The 16,878-nt window shown below is 68.9% G+C and carries 16 protein-coding genes; 6 read left to right on the plus strand and 10 right to left on the minus strand.

What is annotated here, in order from left to right; genetic code table 11:
- Positions 1–147: 147 nt before the first annotated feature.
- Positions 148–747 (minus strand): TetR/AcrR family transcriptional regulator, encoded by a 600-nt coding sequence (locus J5T34_RS21480; protein WP_208582923.1) that lies wholly within the window; start codon positions 745–747, stop codon positions 148–150.
- A 164-nt stretch (positions 748–911) separates the two neighbouring features.
- On the opposite strand from J5T34_RS21480, the gene J5T34_RS21485 reads away from it, so the two are divergent.
- Positions 912–2,147, plus strand: a complete 1,236-nt coding sequence (locus tag J5T34_RS21485; RefSeq protein WP_208582924.1) for a YbfB/YjiJ family MFS transporter — start codon at positions 912–914, stop codon at positions 2,145–2,147.
- 22 nt (positions 2,148–2,169) lie between these two features.
- On the opposite strand, the gene J5T34_RS21490 is transcribed toward J5T34_RS21485, so the two are convergent.
- Positions 2,170–3,030 carry an alpha/beta hydrolase gene (locus J5T34_RS21490; RefSeq protein WP_208582925.1) on the minus strand — a complete coding sequence of 287 codons (861 nt, stop codon included), beginning with the start codon at positions 3,028–3,030 and terminating at the stop codon, positions 2,170–2,172.
- Between the two features lie 52 nt (positions 3,031–3,082).
- Positions 3,083–3,703, minus strand: a complete 621-nt coding sequence (locus J5T34_RS21495; RefSeq protein WP_208582926.1) for a TetR/AcrR family transcriptional regulator — start codon at positions 3,701–3,703, stop codon at positions 3,083–3,085.
- Between the two features lie 128 nt (positions 3,704–3,831).
- On the opposite strand from J5T34_RS21495, the gene J5T34_RS21500 reads away from it, so the two are divergent.
- Entirely contained in the window at positions 3,832–4,650 is an 819-nt protein-coding gene (locus J5T34_RS21500; protein WP_208582927.1) for a metal-dependent hydrolase, read from the plus strand.
- A gap of 34 nt (positions 4,651–4,684) precedes the next feature.
- On the opposite strand, the gene J5T34_RS21505 is transcribed toward J5T34_RS21500, so the two are convergent.
- Positions 4,685–4,825: a hypothetical protein gene (locus tag J5T34_RS21505; protein ID WP_208582928.1), complete on the minus strand. Its 141-nt coding sequence runs from the start codon at positions 4,823–4,825 to the stop codon at positions 4,685–4,687.
- Between the two features lie 300 nt (positions 4,826–5,125).
- Here J5T34_RS21505 and J5T34_RS21510 point away from each other — a divergent pair, with 300 nt between their 5' ends.
- Positions 5,126–7,600, plus strand: a complete 2,475-nt coding sequence (locus J5T34_RS21510) for a penicillin acylase family protein (protein WP_208582929.1) — start codon at positions 5,126–5,128, stop codon at positions 7,598–7,600.
- Here J5T34_RS21510 and J5T34_RS21515 read toward each other — a convergent pair.
- The gene (locus J5T34_RS21515) at positions 7,597–8,436 is read right to left on the minus strand and encodes an NAD(P)H-dependent oxidoreductase (RefSeq protein WP_208582930.1); all 840 of its coding nucleotides are present in this window, start codon (positions 8,434–8,436) and stop codon (positions 7,597–7,599) included. The genes J5T34_RS21510 and J5T34_RS21515 overlap by 4 nt on opposite strands.
- 84 nt (positions 8,437–8,520) lie before the next feature.
- Between J5T34_RS21515 and J5T34_RS21520 the strand changes: the two genes are divergently transcribed.
- Positions 8,521–9,414 (plus strand): LysR family transcriptional regulator, encoded by an 894-nt coding sequence (locus J5T34_RS21520; RefSeq protein WP_208582931.1) that lies wholly within the window; start codon positions 8,521–8,523, stop codon positions 9,412–9,414.
- 25 nt (positions 9,415–9,439) lie between these two features.
- Here J5T34_RS21520 and J5T34_RS21525 read toward each other — a convergent pair whose 3' ends face one another.
- Positions 9,440–10,345 (minus strand): LysR family transcriptional regulator, encoded by a 906-nt coding sequence (locus J5T34_RS21525; protein WP_208582932.1) that lies wholly within the window; start codon positions 10,343–10,345, stop codon positions 9,440–9,442.
- A gap of 163 nt (positions 10,346–10,508) precedes the next feature.
- Here J5T34_RS21525 and J5T34_RS21530 point away from each other — a divergent pair, with 163 nt between their 5' ends.
- Together J5T34_RS21530 and J5T34_RS21535 are read left to right on the plus strand one after the other, a co-directional pair.
- Positions 10,509–11,810: an SGNH/GDSL hydrolase family protein gene (locus J5T34_RS21530; protein ID WP_208582933.1), complete on the plus strand. Its 1,302-nt coding sequence runs from the start codon at positions 10,509–10,511 to the stop codon at positions 11,808–11,810.
- A gap of 150 nt (positions 11,811–11,960) precedes the next feature.
- Positions 11,961–12,728, plus strand: coding sequence for an SDR family NAD(P)-dependent oxidoreductase (locus tag J5T34_RS21535; RefSeq protein ID WP_208582934.1), 768 nt, complete (start codon positions 11,961–11,963; stop codon positions 12,726–12,728).
- 31 nt (positions 12,729–12,759) lie between these two features.
- On the opposite strand, the gene J5T34_RS21540 is transcribed toward J5T34_RS21535, so the two are convergent.
- The 4 genes from J5T34_RS21540 to J5T34_RS21555 are packed head-to-tail and all read right to left on the minus strand — an operon-like array spanning position 12,760 to position 16,849.
- Entirely contained in the window at positions 12,760–14,010 is a 1,251-nt protein-coding gene (locus J5T34_RS21540) for a cation:proton antiporter (protein ID WP_208582935.1), read from the minus strand.
- Positions 14,007–15,578, minus strand: a complete 1,572-nt coding sequence (locus J5T34_RS21545) for an HAL/PAL/TAL family ammonia-lyase (RefSeq protein ID WP_208582936.1) — start codon at positions 15,576–15,578, stop codon at positions 14,007–14,009. The genes J5T34_RS21540 and J5T34_RS21545 overlap by 4 nt, the downstream gene beginning before the upstream one ends.
- 44 nt (positions 15,579–15,622) lie before the next feature.
- Positions 15,623–16,357, minus strand: coding sequence for a 4'-phosphopantetheinyl transferase family protein (locus J5T34_RS21550; protein ID WP_208582937.1), 735 nt, complete (start codon positions 16,355–16,357; stop codon positions 15,623–15,625).
- Between the two features lie 30 nt (positions 16,358–16,387).
- Positions 16,388–16,849, minus strand: a complete 462-nt coding sequence (locus J5T34_RS21555) for an excinuclease ATPase subunit (RefSeq protein ID WP_244259132.1) — start codon at positions 16,847–16,849, stop codon at positions 16,388–16,390.
- Positions 16,850–16,878: the final 29 nt, after the last annotated feature.

Genomic DNA, 16,878 nt, shown 5'->3' on the forward strand with positions numbered 1-16,878 from the left:
GTTGGTTCTCCGGTCGAGGGTCGCTAAGGAAGGTCGCGACATGGGAGAACTATGCGCGGCGGCGCCGAAAAGATCATCGGCCCGGCATTGGCAGGACTGTTAGCCTGGCTTGAACAATGGTGCCGCCGAGCGCGTTGCGCTATTGCGCTATTGCGCTCCGACCAGCACGGCGATCAGGCTGTCGGCCGCCGCGCGCAGCCGCTTTTCGTCCTGATAGACCCGTTCGACCACCACCAGCCCGCGCGTGAAGGTGACGATCAGCCGGGCCGCCTGCCGCGGCGGCAGCGCCAGCTGCGCCTGCTGCGTCCGATGCGCCTGCTGGTCCTCGCGCGACAGGCGATCGAACAGCACCTGCTCGATATCGTCGAGCAGGGCCTTCAGCGCCGCGCGCATTGGCCCGTCCAGATCCTCGGTGCCCACCGCGGTCTTGGTGCTGAGGCAGCCCCGGGTCGGCGTCCCGGTCGTCATCGACGTGATGACGCAGGAGAAGAAGCCGCGCAGCGCATCGCGCAACTTCGGCTTGTCCAGCGCCTCCCGCATCTGGCCGACGAAGCGCTCGCGGTAGACCTCGAACACGCGTAGGAACAGCGTCTCCTTGTCGCCATAGGCGTTGTACAGCGAGCCGCGCTGCACGCCGGTCGCCTCGGCCAGCTCCTGCATCGAGGTCGCCGCATAGCCCTTCTGCCAGAACAGCGCCAGCGCCTTGTCGAGCGCGAGGCTTTCATCGAATTGGCGAACGCCAGCCATCTGTTTCTCCGAATTCCTGAGGTCCGCAAACTTGTCGCAAACCCTGCCGAATGACAAGGCGTCATTTAAGCCCATTATTGACACCCTCGTCAATCTTGTCTATGTTTGTCAAACATGACACTGATGTCAAAGATGAAACTCCCTCACTGCCTGCTACCGAACGAATGTCCAAGTCCTCTCCCACTTTCACGCCGGCACAGCTCGACCGCGCGCTGGTCTGGCGCTATATCTTTGCCGGCCTGTGCGCCAGCCTCGACAGCATCGGGCTGGCGCGCTTCGCCTTCACGCCGCTGATTCCCGAACTGATCCAGGCGCACTGGTTCCCGGCCGCCAGCGTGATGTATCTGGGCGCCGCCAATCTGGCGGGCTATGTCTGCGGTGCGCTGATCGGTCGAGCCGTCGGCGCGCGCCTTGGCAATGAACGCACGCTGCGGCTGATGATGGTATGGATCACCGCCGCCTTCCTGGCCTGCGCCGTGCCCTTGTCGTTCGGCTGGTATTTCTGCTGGCGCTTCATGTCCGGCATGGCCGGTGGCGTCGTCATGGTGCTGGTGGCCGGCACCATCCTGCCGCACGTGCCGCCAGCGCGCAAAGGCGCCGCGGGCGGCGCGATCTTCCTTGGCCTGGGGCTGGGCATAGCAGGATCGGGCACCGTCATTCCTCTGCTGCTGGAGCTGGGCCTGGCGCAAACCTGGATCGGCCTGGGTATCCTGTCGGCGCTGCTGACCGCCGCCAGCTGGCGCGCGTGGCCCCCGCGGCAACTGGATCGCCCCAACGCGGCGCCGGCGAAAGCGGTGCCGTCCGCGACGCCGCATTTCGGCCGCGCCGTCTGGATGCTGTACCTGCAGTACGCGCTGATGGCCACGGCCGCCGTCGTACCGATGGTGTTTCTGGTGGACTTCATCGCGCGCGGTCTGGGCGCGGGCACGCATCTGGGCTCGGTGTTCTGGGCGATCTATGGACTGGGCGCGATCGCCGGCCCGCCGCTGTACGGTTTCCTGGCCGACCGGCTCGGCGCCGGCCCCGGCATCCGGCTGGTGTCGCTGGTGTTGGCGATCGTGCTGGCCGCGGTCTACACCACCGACAACCTGCTGATGCTCGGAGTCCTGACCGTTGTCATCGGCACCTTCGCGCCGGGCATGGTGCCGCTGGCGCTGGCACGCGTGCATGAACTGGTGCCCGAACACTCGCCGCGGCAGAACATCGCGTGGAGCCGTGCCAGCATCCTGTCGGCGGCGGCGATGGCGGTCGCAGGCTACGCCTATTCCGCGCTGTTCAACGCGAGCGGCGGATCGCACCGGCTGCTGTTTCTGACCGCGGCAGGGCTGCTTGTGGTGGCATTGCTGGCGGACCTCTGCCTTCCGGCCAAGCCAACGGATGCGCAGATGGCCCGGTCCTGAATGAGCGAAGTGCGTTCGTGCGTTACGCTGTGGCCTCGATCATCGCCAGCACGGCTGCCGCCAATTCGCTTTGCGGATCGCCCAGGACATCGAGCGCATCGAAATGGTGGCCGCGCGCCTGCGCGACGATGGTGACCGGCACGCCGCGTTGCCGCAGCAGCGCGGCATACTCGGCCTGCTGCCGATGGTATTCGGCCGATTCGTCGCCGCCGACCGTCAGGATCATCGGCAGCGCGGTCGCCGGTGGATGGCGCATCGGACTGTAGGCGGCGACATCCGCCTCGGTCAGTCCGATTACGCGGTTCAGATAGCTGAGCCGGATCGGCTCCAGGTCGTAGAGGCCGCTGATCGAGCATCCGCCCTTGATCACGTCCGCAGGCAAGCCGAAATCCTGCCACCGCGTGCCGGCCAGCATGCCGACCAGTTGGCCTCCCGCCGAATGCCCGGACACGAAGACGCGACCGGCATCGAAGCCCAACGCTTCGGCCTGCCGGTGCAGCCAGGCCACGGCGTCCCGATTGTCGCGCACGATCTCGGCCATCGTCGCCTCCGGCGCAAGCCGGTAATTGAGCATCGCCACGTCGATGCCCCGCGCCAGATACGGCGCGGCCAGATGGCTGGAATCGGACTTGTCCAGCGCCTGCCAATAGCCCCCGTGAATGAAGATCAGCAGCGCACGCCCCGGCCCACCGGCGGGGAAATAGTCCAGTCTCTGTTTCGGATCGCCGCCATAGGCGAGATCTTCCTTGCCGGCGTGTGCCTGCCGGAAGGCCGCGGCCTCCGCGGCCCAACGCGCCAGGATGGCCGGGTGCTCCGGCACCGCGGCCCGGTTGTTGTACTGCTTGTCCAGGGACTCCTGATCCAGGTTGCGAAACACGGGCATGGAGCGAACCTCCGTATTGTCGGACGGCGATGACGATGCGCCTGGAACGATATCAGCCTGCGGCACGTCCCTCTTCCCCGACGATCCGCCGTACCAGATCGCACACCGTCGGCACCAATGCCTCGAGCCGTGCCGGCCCGGCTCCTTCGATCCGCTCCAGCACCAGTTCATGCACCGCGCCGACCAGCGCCAGCGCGCTTTCGTAGGGCAGCCGCTGGCGCCGCCGCTGGTCGGTGCCGACGGTACGCTGGATGAATTCGGCCAGGTCACGATGGACCTGCCGGCGCACCGCCAGTCCGGGACCGCCGAGGCTGAGAATCTCGATGAACAGCGTGCGCAGCAGCGCCGGGTTGCCTGCCATATAGCCAAGATAGGCCCGCATCGCGCCTTCGACCTGGGCCGTCCACGGCTGGCGCGGGTCGATCGCGTCGCGCAGCACCTGCAGCGCGTGACGGCTGGCGCTGACGTACAGCGCCATCAGGCAGTCGGCCTTCGAATCGAAGTGCTCGTAGAAGGTCCGGCGCGAGACGTTGGCCTCGGCCACGATGTCGGCGATGGTGACTTCGCCATAGCCCTTGTGCGCGACGGCGCTGGCCATGCCTTCGAGCAGGCGGCGTCGGTGTTCGCTGCGGTCCGGCGCGGTGCCGGCGGTCAGGATGGCTGGTGCGTGCATGGGCGGCTCGTTGTCCCGGCTCGTTTTCTCGGCTCATTATCCGCCGCCATGGTACTTGACAGTACCGATGCGCGCCATCATGATCGGTACTCCGCAGTACCAGTCGGGCAACACTCAGGGAGACCACCGTGACGCATCTCGTCGTTCGCCGCCTGCTCGTCGATATGGAAGCGCCCATCCCGCGGCATTGGTGCGCGGGCGATCCGTTCCGCACGGCGTTTCTCAACGCGCTGTCGATGAGCTTTCCGGTCGGCGAACAGTTCTTTATCGATGCGGTGCGCAATGGCCTGAAGGCCCTGCCGCCCGAGCGGCAGGAACGATTCCGCGCCGAGGTGCAGGGTTTCGTCGGGCAGGAAGCCACGCACCGCCGCCTGCACGGACTCTACAACGAGCATCTGCGCAAGCAGGGGCTGGTCAATGCCTGGGAGGTTCGCTCCAGGGAACGGCTGAAACAGCTCGAAGGCGTGGACCCGCGCCACCCGCTGGCCATCACGGCGGCCTTCGAACACTTCACCGCGATCTTCGCCGACTGGATGCTGCGCAATGCGGACTTGCTGGGCGAGCAGGACCCGCGTCTGGCGACGCTATGGCTGTGGCACAGCGCCGAGGAAACCGAGCATCGCAACACCGCCTTCGATCTGTACCAGGCGCTCGGCGGCTCGCACGAATGGCGCATCACCTGGTTCCGCCGCATCAGCATCACCTTCCTCGGCGATGCGTTGCGCCAGACCATCGACAACCTGCGCCACGACGGCACGCTGTGGCAATGGCGAACGTGGACGGGCGCGGCCCGATTCCTGTTCGGCAAGCGGGGCCTGATCCGGCAGACCTTCGGCGCGTGGCGCGACTACTTCCGCCGCGACTTCCATCCGACCGACCACGACGCCAGCGCATCGAAGCAATGGCTGGACGCCCACCGGGACAAATACGTGCCGGTAGGCGGTTGAACCGGAGCAAGCGCCTACGCCCACGCTCACCCGATTACCAGTACGACAACACCAGTAGCCCGATCAGCACGATCGCGATAAACACCCACAGCGCCGGTCGCGCAATCAGGTGACGGCCGCGCGTCGACGCGTGGGCGGCTTCGGCATTGGTGCCGTACTCATCTTTCCTCGGCATGGCGATGACTCGAAAGGCTTGAAGTATTGGGCCTGACGCACGGATCGTGCCGGGCGCAAAAGCCCGTTCGCTGCGGTGCGCCATGCCGCGGCACCGTGCAATTTTGACAACGGCATGGCCGCCTTGGCCTGCGCCCCACTCCTCTCCTTCTTGCGCGCCGCCCGCGCTGCGTGCGATCACCGGGCACACCCTCCCCATCCCGTCATCGGCTCGGCTATGCTTCGTTGGCCGGATTCCGCTGAGCCAGCATCCGGCACGCGCTCCACCAAGACACCAAGACCAACAAAGCAAGGAGACCCGATGCGCATCGTCCGCCGGCGGCCCGCCGCCACCCTGCTCCGCAACATTGCCTTCGTCGCCGCCGCCCTGCCCGTGCTGGCCGGCACGGCCTCGGCAGCCCCGCCCACCGACCGTTATGCCGCGCCCGGCCTGGAGAAGCCTGCCAGCATCCTGATCGACCGCTGGGGCGTGCCGCATATCTACGCCGGCACGCTGTACGACGCCTTCTACGCGCAAGGCTTCATCGCCGCGCGCGACCGGCTCTGGCAGATCGACCTGTGGCGCAAGCGCGGGCTCGGCGAGATGGCCAAGGACTTCGGCCCGGCCTATGTCGACGGCGACCGCATGGCGCGCGCGGTGCTGTACCGCGGCGACATGTATCGCGAATGGCTGGCCTATGGCTCCGATGCGAAGCGCGTGGCCGAGGCCTTCGTCGCTGGCGTCAACGCCTACGTGGCGCTGACCGAGGCGCAGCCCGACCTGCTGCCGCGCGAGTTCAAGCAACTCGGCTACAAGCCGGCGCGTTGGCGGGCCGAGGACATCGTCCGCATCCGGCACCACGGCCTGACGCTCAATTTCACCGGCGAGGTGGACCGGGCCACGCTGTACTGCCAGGCCAAGGAGCAGGCGGTACGTGCCGACTGGCTGCGGCGCGAGCTCGATCCGCCGATCACGCCGACGCTGCCCGAGGGCCTGGACCCCTGCGCCGTGCCCGCCGCCGCGCTGAAGAAGGCCTATACGCTGGCCACGGCGGCCGCCAATTTCCCCAAGGAGGCCTGGCAGAAGGCCAGCGCCGATGCGGTGCCGGTAGACCAGCTGTACGCCGCCGTCGACGCCAACAGCGACACCGGCCGCAGCCTGGGCTCGAACAACTGGGTCATCGCCGGCAGCCGCACTTCGACCGGGCGGCCCATCCTGGCCAACGACCCGCACCGCGCGCATGGCGCGCCGAGCCTGCGTTATGTCTCGCACCTGAACGCGCCCGGCCTGTCGGTGATCGGCGCGGGCGAGCCCTTCCTGCCCGGCATCTCGATCGGACACAACGGCACGATCGCTTTCGGCCTGACGCGCTTCTACATGGATCAGGAGGACCTGTACGTCTACGAGACCGATCCCGCGCAGCCCAAGTCCTACCGCTATCGCGGACGCTGGGAGCCGATGGAGACGATCACCGAAAAGATCGAAGTCCGCGGCGAGGCCGAGCCGCGCACGGTCACCGTCGACTTCACGCGCCACGGCCCGGTGCTGCATGCCGACGACGCCAGCCATCGCGCCTGGGCGCTGCGCGCGGCCTGGCTCGATACCGGCATGGCGCCCTACTTCGGCTCGATGGACTATATGCGCGCCACCAACTGGGACCAGTTCCGCGCGGCGATGAACCGCTGGGGTGCGCCCGGGGAGAACCAGGTCTATGCCGACCGCAGCGGCAATATCGGCTGGATTCCGGGCGGCCTGACGGTGATCCGCCCCAACTGGGACGGCCTGTTCCCGGTACCCGGCGACGGCCGCTACGAGTGGGCCGGCTACCGCAACATGGACGAGCTGCCGTGGGCCTATAACCCGTCCGCCGGCCATATCGTCACCGCCAACGAGAACAATATTCCGCCGGACCATCCGGCCGCGAAGCTCGGCGTCGGCTACGAATGGAGCGACAGTTCGCGCGCGCGCCGGCTCAAGAGCCTGGTCGGCGCCGCGCCGGTCAGCTCGCTGCGCGATTCGATCGCGTGGCAGAACGACACCGTCTCGCTGCCCGCGCAGCGCACGCTGGCCGTGATGCGCACTGTCGGCAATGCCGGCGCCGCGGCGTCGCTGCTGCAGGATCCGCAGGTGCAGCGCGCCGTCGCGCTGCTGCGCGGCTGGGACGGCAATGTGCGCGCCGACAGCGTGCCGGCCGCGTTGTTCGAGATCTGGTTCAGCAACCATCTGCGGCCGGCGGTGGTGCGCGCGGCGCTGCCCGAGGGCGCTGCCAAGCTGGTCGGCGCCGGCGATGCGGCGCGCGTGCTGGCGGTGCTGGAGCAGCCGGACCCGTGGATGCCTGCGGCGCGGCGCGACGAGGTCATGCTGACCTCGCTGAAGGCCGCGATGGCCGAGCTCGAGCGCCGTTCGCCGTCGCCGGAGCAGCTGGCGAGCTGGGGCACGCTGCATCGCGCGATCTTCCGCCATCCGCTGGCCAATATCGTCGACGACGCCACGCGCGCCCAGTATGACGTCGATGCGGGCGGCATCGGCGGGTCTGCGTTCACGCCGATGAACACCGGCTACCGCAACAGCGACTATCACCTGACCTCGGGCGCGTCGTTCCGCATGGTGCTGGACGTCGGCAACTGGGATCAGGGGCGTGTCGTCAATACCCCGGGACAGTCGGGCGATCCGGCCAGCCCGCACTATCGCGACCTCGCGCCGGTGTGGGCCAAGGGGCAGACCTTCCCGCTGCTGTATTCGCGCAAGGCGATCGAGCGGGCCGCGGAGAAGCGGATCGAGCTGACGCCGCGCTAAGGCGCAGCCACCGCATCGGCGCCGATTGCCGATGCGGTCCGCGGGCGTGCTTCGTGCACGCCCGCCACGTGCACACCGAACCCCGTCCGCCCCGGCGCGAGATCGTCGCGCAGGGTCAGCTGCGGAATCGCATAATCCCCGCCGTTCTGCCGCCGGAATGGAATCGGCGGCGTCGTGCCCAGCCGATCCAGGCGCTGCCCCAGTTCGTCCCGAATGGTGGCGAACCGCGCCGCGTCGACGCGACCGGTGCGGTAGACCACGTAGGGCGGCAGCACGTCGAAGCCCGGGTAGTACAGGATCCCGTGGTGGATCGGGAACAGGATGTCCTCGATCGGCCCGTTGATGCCGCGCGGGCTGTAATGCGATTCCCATCCGCCCGCGGTCACGATCAGCATCGCACGCTTGCCGGCCAGCGTGCCCTCGCCATAGCGATCACCCCAGCGCGCATCCGAGTGCTCGCCCACGCCATAGGCAAACCCGTAGGCATAGACGCGCTCCACCCATCCCTTCAGGATTGCCGGCATCGAAAACCACCACAGCGGAAACTGCAGGATCAGCGCATCGGCCCACAGCAGCTTGCGCTGTTCGGCGGCGATGTCCTCGCTCTGCCTGCCGTGCTCGAAGGCGTGCCTGGAGTCGAGCGACGGATCGAAGCGCGCGCCAGCCTGATGGTCGAGATTGTCGGCGGCGTCGAGCGTGGCCTTCCACTGCATCGCGTACAGATCGGACAGCCGCACCGTGTGGCCGGCTTGCCTTAGCCGCTCGAGGGTAAAGTCGCGAATCGCCCCGTTCAACGAGCGCGGTTCGGGATGGGCATAGACCAGAAGAACATTCATCGTGAGCCTCCATAGCAAGAGGAAGCCAGATTAGGGGCGCGTCCGGTATATTGGAAATGAATTTCCAAAATTCCAGGTATTGCCATGAACAATTTCGGACGGCTGGACCTGAACCTGCTGATCACGCTCGACGTGCTGCTGACGGAGCGCAATGTCACCCGTGCGGCCGAGCGGCTGAACCTGTCGCAGCCCTCGGTCAGCGTGCAACTGGCCAAGCTGCGCGAGACGCTCGGCGACCCGCTGCTGTTGCCGGGCCCGCGCGGCATGCGGCCGACCGCCCGCGCCGAGGCCCTGCGCGAGCCCTTGCGCGAAGCGCTCGAAGCGCTGCAGCGCGCCGTCTCGCCGCAGCGCGCGTTCGATCCGGCGCAGGCGACCGACACCTGGCGCGTCGCCGCCTTCGACTACGCCGAATCGACCATCGTGCTGCCGCTGCTGCGCGGCTTGCGGACGATGGCGCCCGGCACCCGGCTGGCGATCGTGCAGGCGGTGCCGTCGCTGCTGGCGAGGCAAGCGGAACAGGGCGAGATCGATCTGGCCTTCCATACGACCGACGGCGCGCCGCCGGGCCTGCACCGCCGCCCGCTGTTCACCGAGCGCTACGTGCTGGCCGGCCGCGCCGGGCATCCCGCGCTGAAGCGCAAGCCGACGCTGGCGCAGTTCTGCCGGCTCGAACACGTGATCGTGTCGCCCGATGGCGGCGGTTTTGCCGGACCGACCGACGAGGCGCTCGCCGCGCGCGGGCTGTCGCGCCGGGTCGTGCTGTCGGTACCGCATTTCCTGTTCGTGCTGTCCGTGCTGGCCAGTACCGATCTGGTCGCGATGCTGCCGTCGCGCCTGGTGCGCGATGCCGCCGGCCTGCGGGTGGTCGATGCCCCGATCGAGATCCCGGGCTACGAGATGTCGATGCTGTGGCATGAGCGCGTCCATCGCGACCCCGCGCATCGATGGCTGCGCGACACCGTCGTCGATTGCGTGTAGCACCCGCTTGCAACCGGCCCGGCCTCTACGCCTGCACCATGCCGGGCAGCAACGGAATGCGCCCGGCCAGAAAATCCATCAGCACGCGCACGCGGGCAGGCTGATAGCGGCGGCTCGGATAAACGAGGAAGGCGTCCTGCGGTGTGCCATCCCAGCGTGGCAGCACGCGCACCAGCGTGCCGTCGTCCAGCAGGTCCTGCACCAGCCAGGCCGGCGTCAGTCCGAAGCCAGCTCTGGCGACAAAACCCTCGCGCATCGCCAGCGAGTTGTTGACGCGATAGCGGCACGGCGACTCCACGGTGGCCGAGCCATCCGGACCTTGCAGCACGATCGCGTCGCCGCCCGCCAGCCACGTGAAACGCAGCATCGGCACGGACGCCAGGTCGGCGGGACGGCGGATGCGCTTGTGCTGCCCCGTCAGCGCGGGGCTCGCGACCAGCATCCGCGGCGATACGGCGATGCGCCGCGCGACCACATTGGGCGGCAGCTGCGCGCCGAGGCGCAGCGCCAGATCGACGCCCTCGGCGACCAGGTCGACATAGCGGTCGTCGAACAGCAGCTCGACATCCACCTCCGGATAGCGCTGCTGGAATTCCAGCACCAGCGCATTCAGACGCAGCACGCCGAAGCTGACGGGCGCGCTCACGCGCACCAGCCCGGACGGACGCTCCACCTGCCCTTGCGCATCGCCGACGGCCTCGCCGAATTCCTCCAGCACGCGCCGCGCGCGCTCGTAGAAGCGGCGCCCGGCCTCGGTCGGCGACAGGCTGGTGGTACTGCGCTCCAGCAGCCGTACACCGAGCTGCCTCTCGAGCGCGGCGACGATCTTGCTGATGGTCGGCTGCGACGCCTGCTGTTCGCGCGCGACGGCCGACAGGCTGCTCAGCTCGACGGCTCGGACGAAGGTCTGCATGGCGCGGATGGTGTCCATGATCGGCTCGCGGCAAGTTGGGTTGGAAGGCGGATATCGAAGCGGCTCATTCCAATATCGAATGAGCACCATGCCATTTTGCCAGCTTCCGCGCTGTATCGGCATACCGTAGCTTGACGCCTGTACCGGCTTGCCGCCGGACTTTCACAGGACGATTTGAACCATGCCGACCTCATTTCCCCATGCCTTGCGCCAACGCTGGCTGCGCGCCTGCGCCGCCATCGCGCTCGGCGCCGCGGCCTTTGCCGCGCTTGCCACTGAGACACCCAACGGCGCGCCCACGCTCCACTGGCTGCCGACCTGGACCGCCAGCGAGCAGCCGATCTGGCAGGCCGGCGAATTGCCGCTGCCGACCGGCGTGCCGGCACGGCTCGACAATCAGACGCTGCGGCAGATCGCACGGATCAGCCTCGGCGGCCGGCGTGCGCGCCTGGTGCTGTCCAACCGCTATGGGCGCGAGCCGGTCACGATCGGCACGGCGCGGCTGGCCCTCGCCACGGGGCGCGACGGCATGGATGCCAGGACCGACCGCACGGCGACCTTCGGCGGCAGTCGGTCGATCACGATTCCGCCCGGAGCCACCGTGACCAGCGATGCGATCGACCTCTCGCCGGCGCCGCTGAGCGAACTGGCGGTCAGCCTGCATCTGCCAACACCGGTGCAGCCCGGCGGCTTTCATTGGGATGGCCGGCAGACCGCGTGGCTGGCGCCAGGCGACACGACCCGCGATGCGACGCTGCCGAACGCAAGCCCCTTCAGCGGCCGGCTGCTGCTCGCGGCTATCGAGGTGGAAGCGCGCCAGGACGCCGGCGCCGTGGTGGCGATCGGCGATTCGATCACCGAAGGCAACGGCTCGACGGTCGACGCCAATCGCCGCTGGCCGGACCGTCTTGCCGAACGGCTGGCGCCGCATCGTCTGGCGGTCCTCAATGCCGGCATCTCGGGCGGCCAGCTGTTGCGCGACGGCATGGGCGAATCCGCGCTGGCGCGCTTCGAGCGCGACGTGCTCGCTCAGCGCGGCGTTCGCACGGTGATCGTCGCGATCGGCATCAACGACATCGGCTGGCCGGGTTCGACCTTCGCGCCGCGGACACCGTTGCCCGACGCGGCCGCGATAATCGAGGGCTACCGCGCGCTGATCCACCGCGCGCAGCAGCGCGGCATTCGGGTGATCGGCGCGACCATCACGCCGTTCGCCGGTGCGCTCGCCGGCACGCCGATCCGCGGCTACGACGCGCCGCCGCAAAAGGAAGCGCTGCGGCAGGCCGTCAATGCGTGGATACGCGACGGCGGCGAGTTCGACGGCGTCGCGGACTTCGATGCGGCGCTCCGCGACCCGGCACGGCCCGACGCAATGCTGCCGCGCTACGACAGCGGCGACCATCTGCACCCGGGCGATGCGGGCTATCTGCGGATGGCGCAAGTCGCTGCCGGAGCCGTCGCCGCGATGACCGCCCTCGACTGAACGCTATTGCCCGTTGCCGGCGCGGCGCAACCATGGTCGAAAGGTTCGCATTTCCGGAACTTCGCGCCGGCGCACCGACTCAGACCGGGATATCCCTGTCCGACAGCATCGGCCGCCTCCCTTGGCGGCCCTACGTCAAGAGGTGCCCAGATGAGACTGCAAGGCAAGACTGTCCTGGTGACCGGGGCCGCCTCCGGCATCGGCCGCGGCATCGCGCTGCGGCTGGCGAGCGAAGGCGCCAACGTGGTGGTCGCGGTGCATCGGCTGGACGAACGGTCCGAGCAGGTCTGCAAGGAGATCCGCGAGGCCGGCGTGCAGGCATGGCTGGTGCAGGGCGACGTTGCCGGCGTGACCGAGGTCGAGCGGCTGTTCGGCGAGGCCGCCGACGCCGCCGGTTCGATCGACGCGCTGATCAACAACGCCGGCATCGAGCTCCGGGCGCCGTTCGGCGAGGTCACGGAGGAAGACTACGACCGTGTGCTGAACGTCAATCTGAAAGGCCCGTTCTTCCTGTCGCAGCAATTCGTGCGCCACTGCAGGCAACAGGGCCGCGGCGGCAAGATCGTCAATATCAGCTCGGTGCACGAAGACTTGCCCTTTCCGAACTTCACCAGCTACTGCGTCAGCAAGGGCGGACTGCGCATGCTGATGCGCAACCTGGCGATCGAATTGGCGCCGCTGGGCATCACCGTCAACAACATCGCGCCCGGGGCAATCCAGACGCCGATCAATCACGCGTTGCAGCAACGCCCCGATCAACTCCGCGCGCTGCTGGCCAATATCCCGCTGGGCCGCCTCGGCGAGCCGGGCGACGTGGCGGGACTGGCAGCCTTTCTGTGCAGCGCCGACGCGGATTACATCACGGGGGCCACGCTGGTGATCGACGGCGGGCTGCTGTGGAATTACAGCGAGCAGTAAGGCGACAGCACCGCCCTCATCGGCTCGCGGGCTAGCGGCCCTTGGCGGTGCGCTCGGCGATGACGCCCAGCGCCGGCCCCCGGCCCCGCATCGCGAAGGCGGCCAGCGGACGCGCCAATACCGTGGTCGCCAGCGCCATCCACAACAGGCCGGAGAACGCGGGACCGGCGATCAGGCCGGCGTCCAGCAGGATTCCCAGCACCACGACCTCGACCAGGCCCTTGGTCTGCAGCAGCGCGCCGAGCGTCCATGCCTCGCGCCAGCCTAGCCCGGCCAGCCGCGCGGGGACAGCCACGCCGACCGTCTTGCCGACCACCGCCACCGCAACCGCGATCGCGAAGACCCGCAGTACTTCGCCGTCGGCCATGCCGACCGTGGTCCGCAGGCCGGCCGCCAGGAAGAAGAACGGCAGCAACACCACCACCGTCGCCGGCTCGAGCAGCTTCCTGATCTGCGACGCATGTTGGCGCGGCCATAGCAGCCCGGCGACAAAGCCGCCCATTACGTGGTGCAGCCCGACCAGTTCCGACAGGAAGGCCGACACCAGCACCGTGACCAGCGCCACCGCCAGCAACGGCTCGGCGTGCCAGCCATCGCGCGACAGCCAGCGCGCCAGCAGCGGCCGCGCGACCAGCAGGCAGGCGGCCAGATAGGCCAGCGCCAGCACGGCCACGCGCACCGGTCCGGCGCCTTCGCCATGGCCGACCAGCACCACCGCCAGCGCCAGCCACACCACGCCGTCGGTCAGCGCGGCACAGCGCAGCGCCAGATGGCCCATGCCAGTACTGGCCATCCCCATCTCGCGCAGGATCGCGGCCAGCACCGGCAGCGCGGTCACCGCGCTGCACAGCCCGAGCGCCAGCGCAAAACCGGTCGGGCCGGCATTCGGCCCGGCCAGTTGCGGCAGGTCCGCCACCAGCCAGGCCCCGGCAGCAGTGCCCAGTGCAAATGGCAGCACGATGCCGCTCGCGCCCGCGGCGACCGCGGCGCGCGGCTGGCCGCCCAGCTCGGTCTCGCGCAGGTGCAGGCCGGTCAGGAAACAGAACAGCGTCACCGCGAGCCATTGCAGACCGCCGAGCATCGACAGCGCCTGCGGACCGAACAGCGTCGCCCACGCTTCGGGAAAGAAGCGCCCCAGCCCGGTCGGTCCCAGGCCGATGCCCACCAGGATCTGCACCACGACCAGCGGCAGCACGCGGCCCTTGCCGAACAGCCGCCACAGCGCGTAAGGCAGGCCGACGACGATGGCTGCCTGCAGAAAGAAGATGGCGGCCCCGTTCACCAGCGGCCCTCCCGAATCTGCCCGACCAGCGCGATCAGCTCGCGATCCAGTGCGCGGTCCCGCTCGATAAACGGAATCGCCGCGTTCAGCCGCTGTTCGAACGGTGCGAGCGCGGCGGGCGGCGTACCGCCAGCGCGTCGGCGCAGCGCCACGCCCTGTCGCACGGCCACCAGCATCGCCGCGGCGACCTGTTCGCTCAGTTCGAGCACGCGCAGGCAGTCACGCGCGGCAATCGTGCCCATGCTGACCTTGTCCTGGTTATGGCATTCGGTCGAGCGCGAGAACGAGGCCGCGGGCATGGTGGCCTTCAGCGCCTCGGCGGTCCACGCCGACACGCCGATCTGCAGCGCCTTCAGTCCGTGGTTCAGGCAGGCATCGTCGCCGGTGGCGCCCGACAGATTGGCGGGCAGGCCGTGATTGTGGCGGGGGTCGGCCAGCAGCGCGAACTGGCGGTCGAGCAGATCGGCGACGCTCGCCACCGCCGCCTTGAGTCCGTCCATCGCAAAGGCGATATGGCCGCCGTAGAAATGGCCGCCGTGCAGCACGCGCTCCTCGTCCGGATCGACCAGCGGATTGTCGTTGGCGCTGTTCAGCTCGGTCTCGATCCATTGCCGCGACCAGTCCAGCGCATCTTCGAGAACGCCGATCACATGCGGCGCGCAGCGCAGCGAATAGCGGTCCTGCAGGCGGTGCGCGTGGCGCGGCGCCTGCACGTCGCCCAGCCAGCCGCGGATGGCGGCGGCCGCGCGCAGCTGCCCGGGATGCGGCTTGGCAGCGAACAGCGTGGGATCGAAATGATAGGGATTGCCGTCGGTCGCGGCGACCGCGCCGGCGGTGATCGCGCAGGCCAGCTCCGCCAGCTGGCGCGCGCGCTGCCACGCCAGGCAGGCCAGGCCCGTCATCACCGCGGTGCCGTTCATGATCGCCAGCGCCTCCTTCGGGCGCAGCCGCAGCGGCGCGCGTCCGAGCTGCGCCAACGCATCGGCGGCTACCATGCGTCGGCCTTCGACCATGACATCGCGCTCGCCGCACAGCACCGCGGCGACATAGGACAGCGGCGTCAGATCGCCGCTGGCGCCGACCGAGCCCTCGGCCGGGATGCACGGCAACACATCGTTGGCCAGCAAGGCGGCCAGCTGTTCCAGCAAGGCCGGGCTGACCGCGGAATACCCCTGGCACAGCGAGGCCAGGCGCGCTGCCAGCACGGCGCGGGTCTCGTCGGCATCGAGCAGGCGGCCCAGGCCGCAGCCGTGGAAGGTGTACAGGCGCGGCGGCAGCTGGTCCGCCATCGACACCGGCACCTCGACGCCGCAGGAATCGCCGTAGCCGGTCGTGACCCCGTAGATGCGGCCTTCCTCCGCGAGCAGCCGGTCGAGAAACGCCATGCCGCGCTCGATGCGGGCGCGAAATGCCGGGGATGTCGACAGGCTCGCCGCCGCATCGCGGCGGGCCAGCGCGGCCACGTCCTCCACCGTCAGGGGCGTGCCGTCGAAGACGACGGTTGCGGGACGGACGTTGCCGACCGAGCCTGAGCCGGCGTCGGAGGAGGACTGCGAAGAGATACGCATGATCGGGGTAATCGTTTGGGAAATCGGATCGAAAAACGGGACGGTCAGCGTGGCGCGGTTGCCGCCCTTCGTTGCGGGGAATCGGCGCCGTAACAAGGCATCGCCACCTGCCAGTGGCGCATGGCGGCGGGCGGGGTGCTGCCGTGGTCCAGCTCGGGCAGCAACGGATCGCTGACCACGGCAACGACGGCGTCGCCATGCCACCCGCTGCATCCGTTGGGCGGGACGTCGATGCGCGCGGACCCGGTGGGCCGGATGCAGGCCCGATGGCCCAGCATGGTCGAGAACAGCTCGCCGCCACGGCACTTGAGCGCGGCTTCCTTCAAGGTCCACGCTTCCAGGGCCAGCGTTTCGGTGTCGTGCGCGCGCCCGGCAAGCAGCACGTCCCGTTCGGTGGCGCTGGTGATCGCCCCGAGCAGCGCCGCACGCGATCGTCCGGGCCGGCGCACCTCCAGATCGAGACCGACCGGACGATCGCCGACGGCGCACGCGACACTGTCGCCGCCGTGCGCGATCGAAAGATGCTTGTCGGCATGGCCCGCGACGCGCGGCGCGCCATCCGGCGATGCCTCGATCGTCCAATCGGCGGGCACGCCGCCGAACCGCTCCGCCAGCAACGCGCGGGCCAGCCATCGGCCGGCGACGAACTGGGCCGCGCGCCGTGGCGCATGGATGTCGGCCAGACGGGCGCGCTCGGCCGGCGACAGCCAGGCGTGGGCATCCGCGCCCACGCCTGCCATCAGGGCGCTGACCGATTGCAGCCGGATGGAGATCGTCACGCGCCGGCGCCCGGGACTCGGCTGTTCACCTCAATTGCCCACGCGGGCGTAGTCGCCCTTGAGCGCGACACCGACCACCACCGCGCCGGCATGGCACTCGTACTGATCGGCACTGGCCATCTCGTTCTTCTTGTAATAGCTGACCAGGTTGACGACGGCGTTGGCGTCCATCGTCTTCGCCTTGTCCTGAAACGACAGCAGCGCGGACAGCGCGGCCCAGCGGCAGGCTTCCTCATCGCTCTTGCCCACGCCGTTGGTCTTGCGGTTCGACACGTCGCTGCCCTTGGTCTCCAGTACCTTGGGCGTGCGCTGGCCGGCGAAGAAGAAGCGCACCGAACCGTCGAGCTTCTCCTTGGCCTCGGGCATGTTCAGTACGTCCTGGATGGGCAGCAGGTACCTGGTGTCGCGGGCGCTGGCCGGCGCGCTGACCAGGGCGCCGGCCGCGATGGCGGCGAGGACTGCATAGTGACCACACGTCTGAGCGAACTTCATGATTTTCCTTGTCGTTGTCGAGGTTCAAG

The organism is Cupriavidus gilardii, assembly GCF_017598945.1.
GTDB classification, from domain to species: domain Bacteria; phylum Pseudomonadota; class Gammaproteobacteria; order Burkholderiales; family Burkholderiaceae; genus Cupriavidus; species Cupriavidus gilardii_E.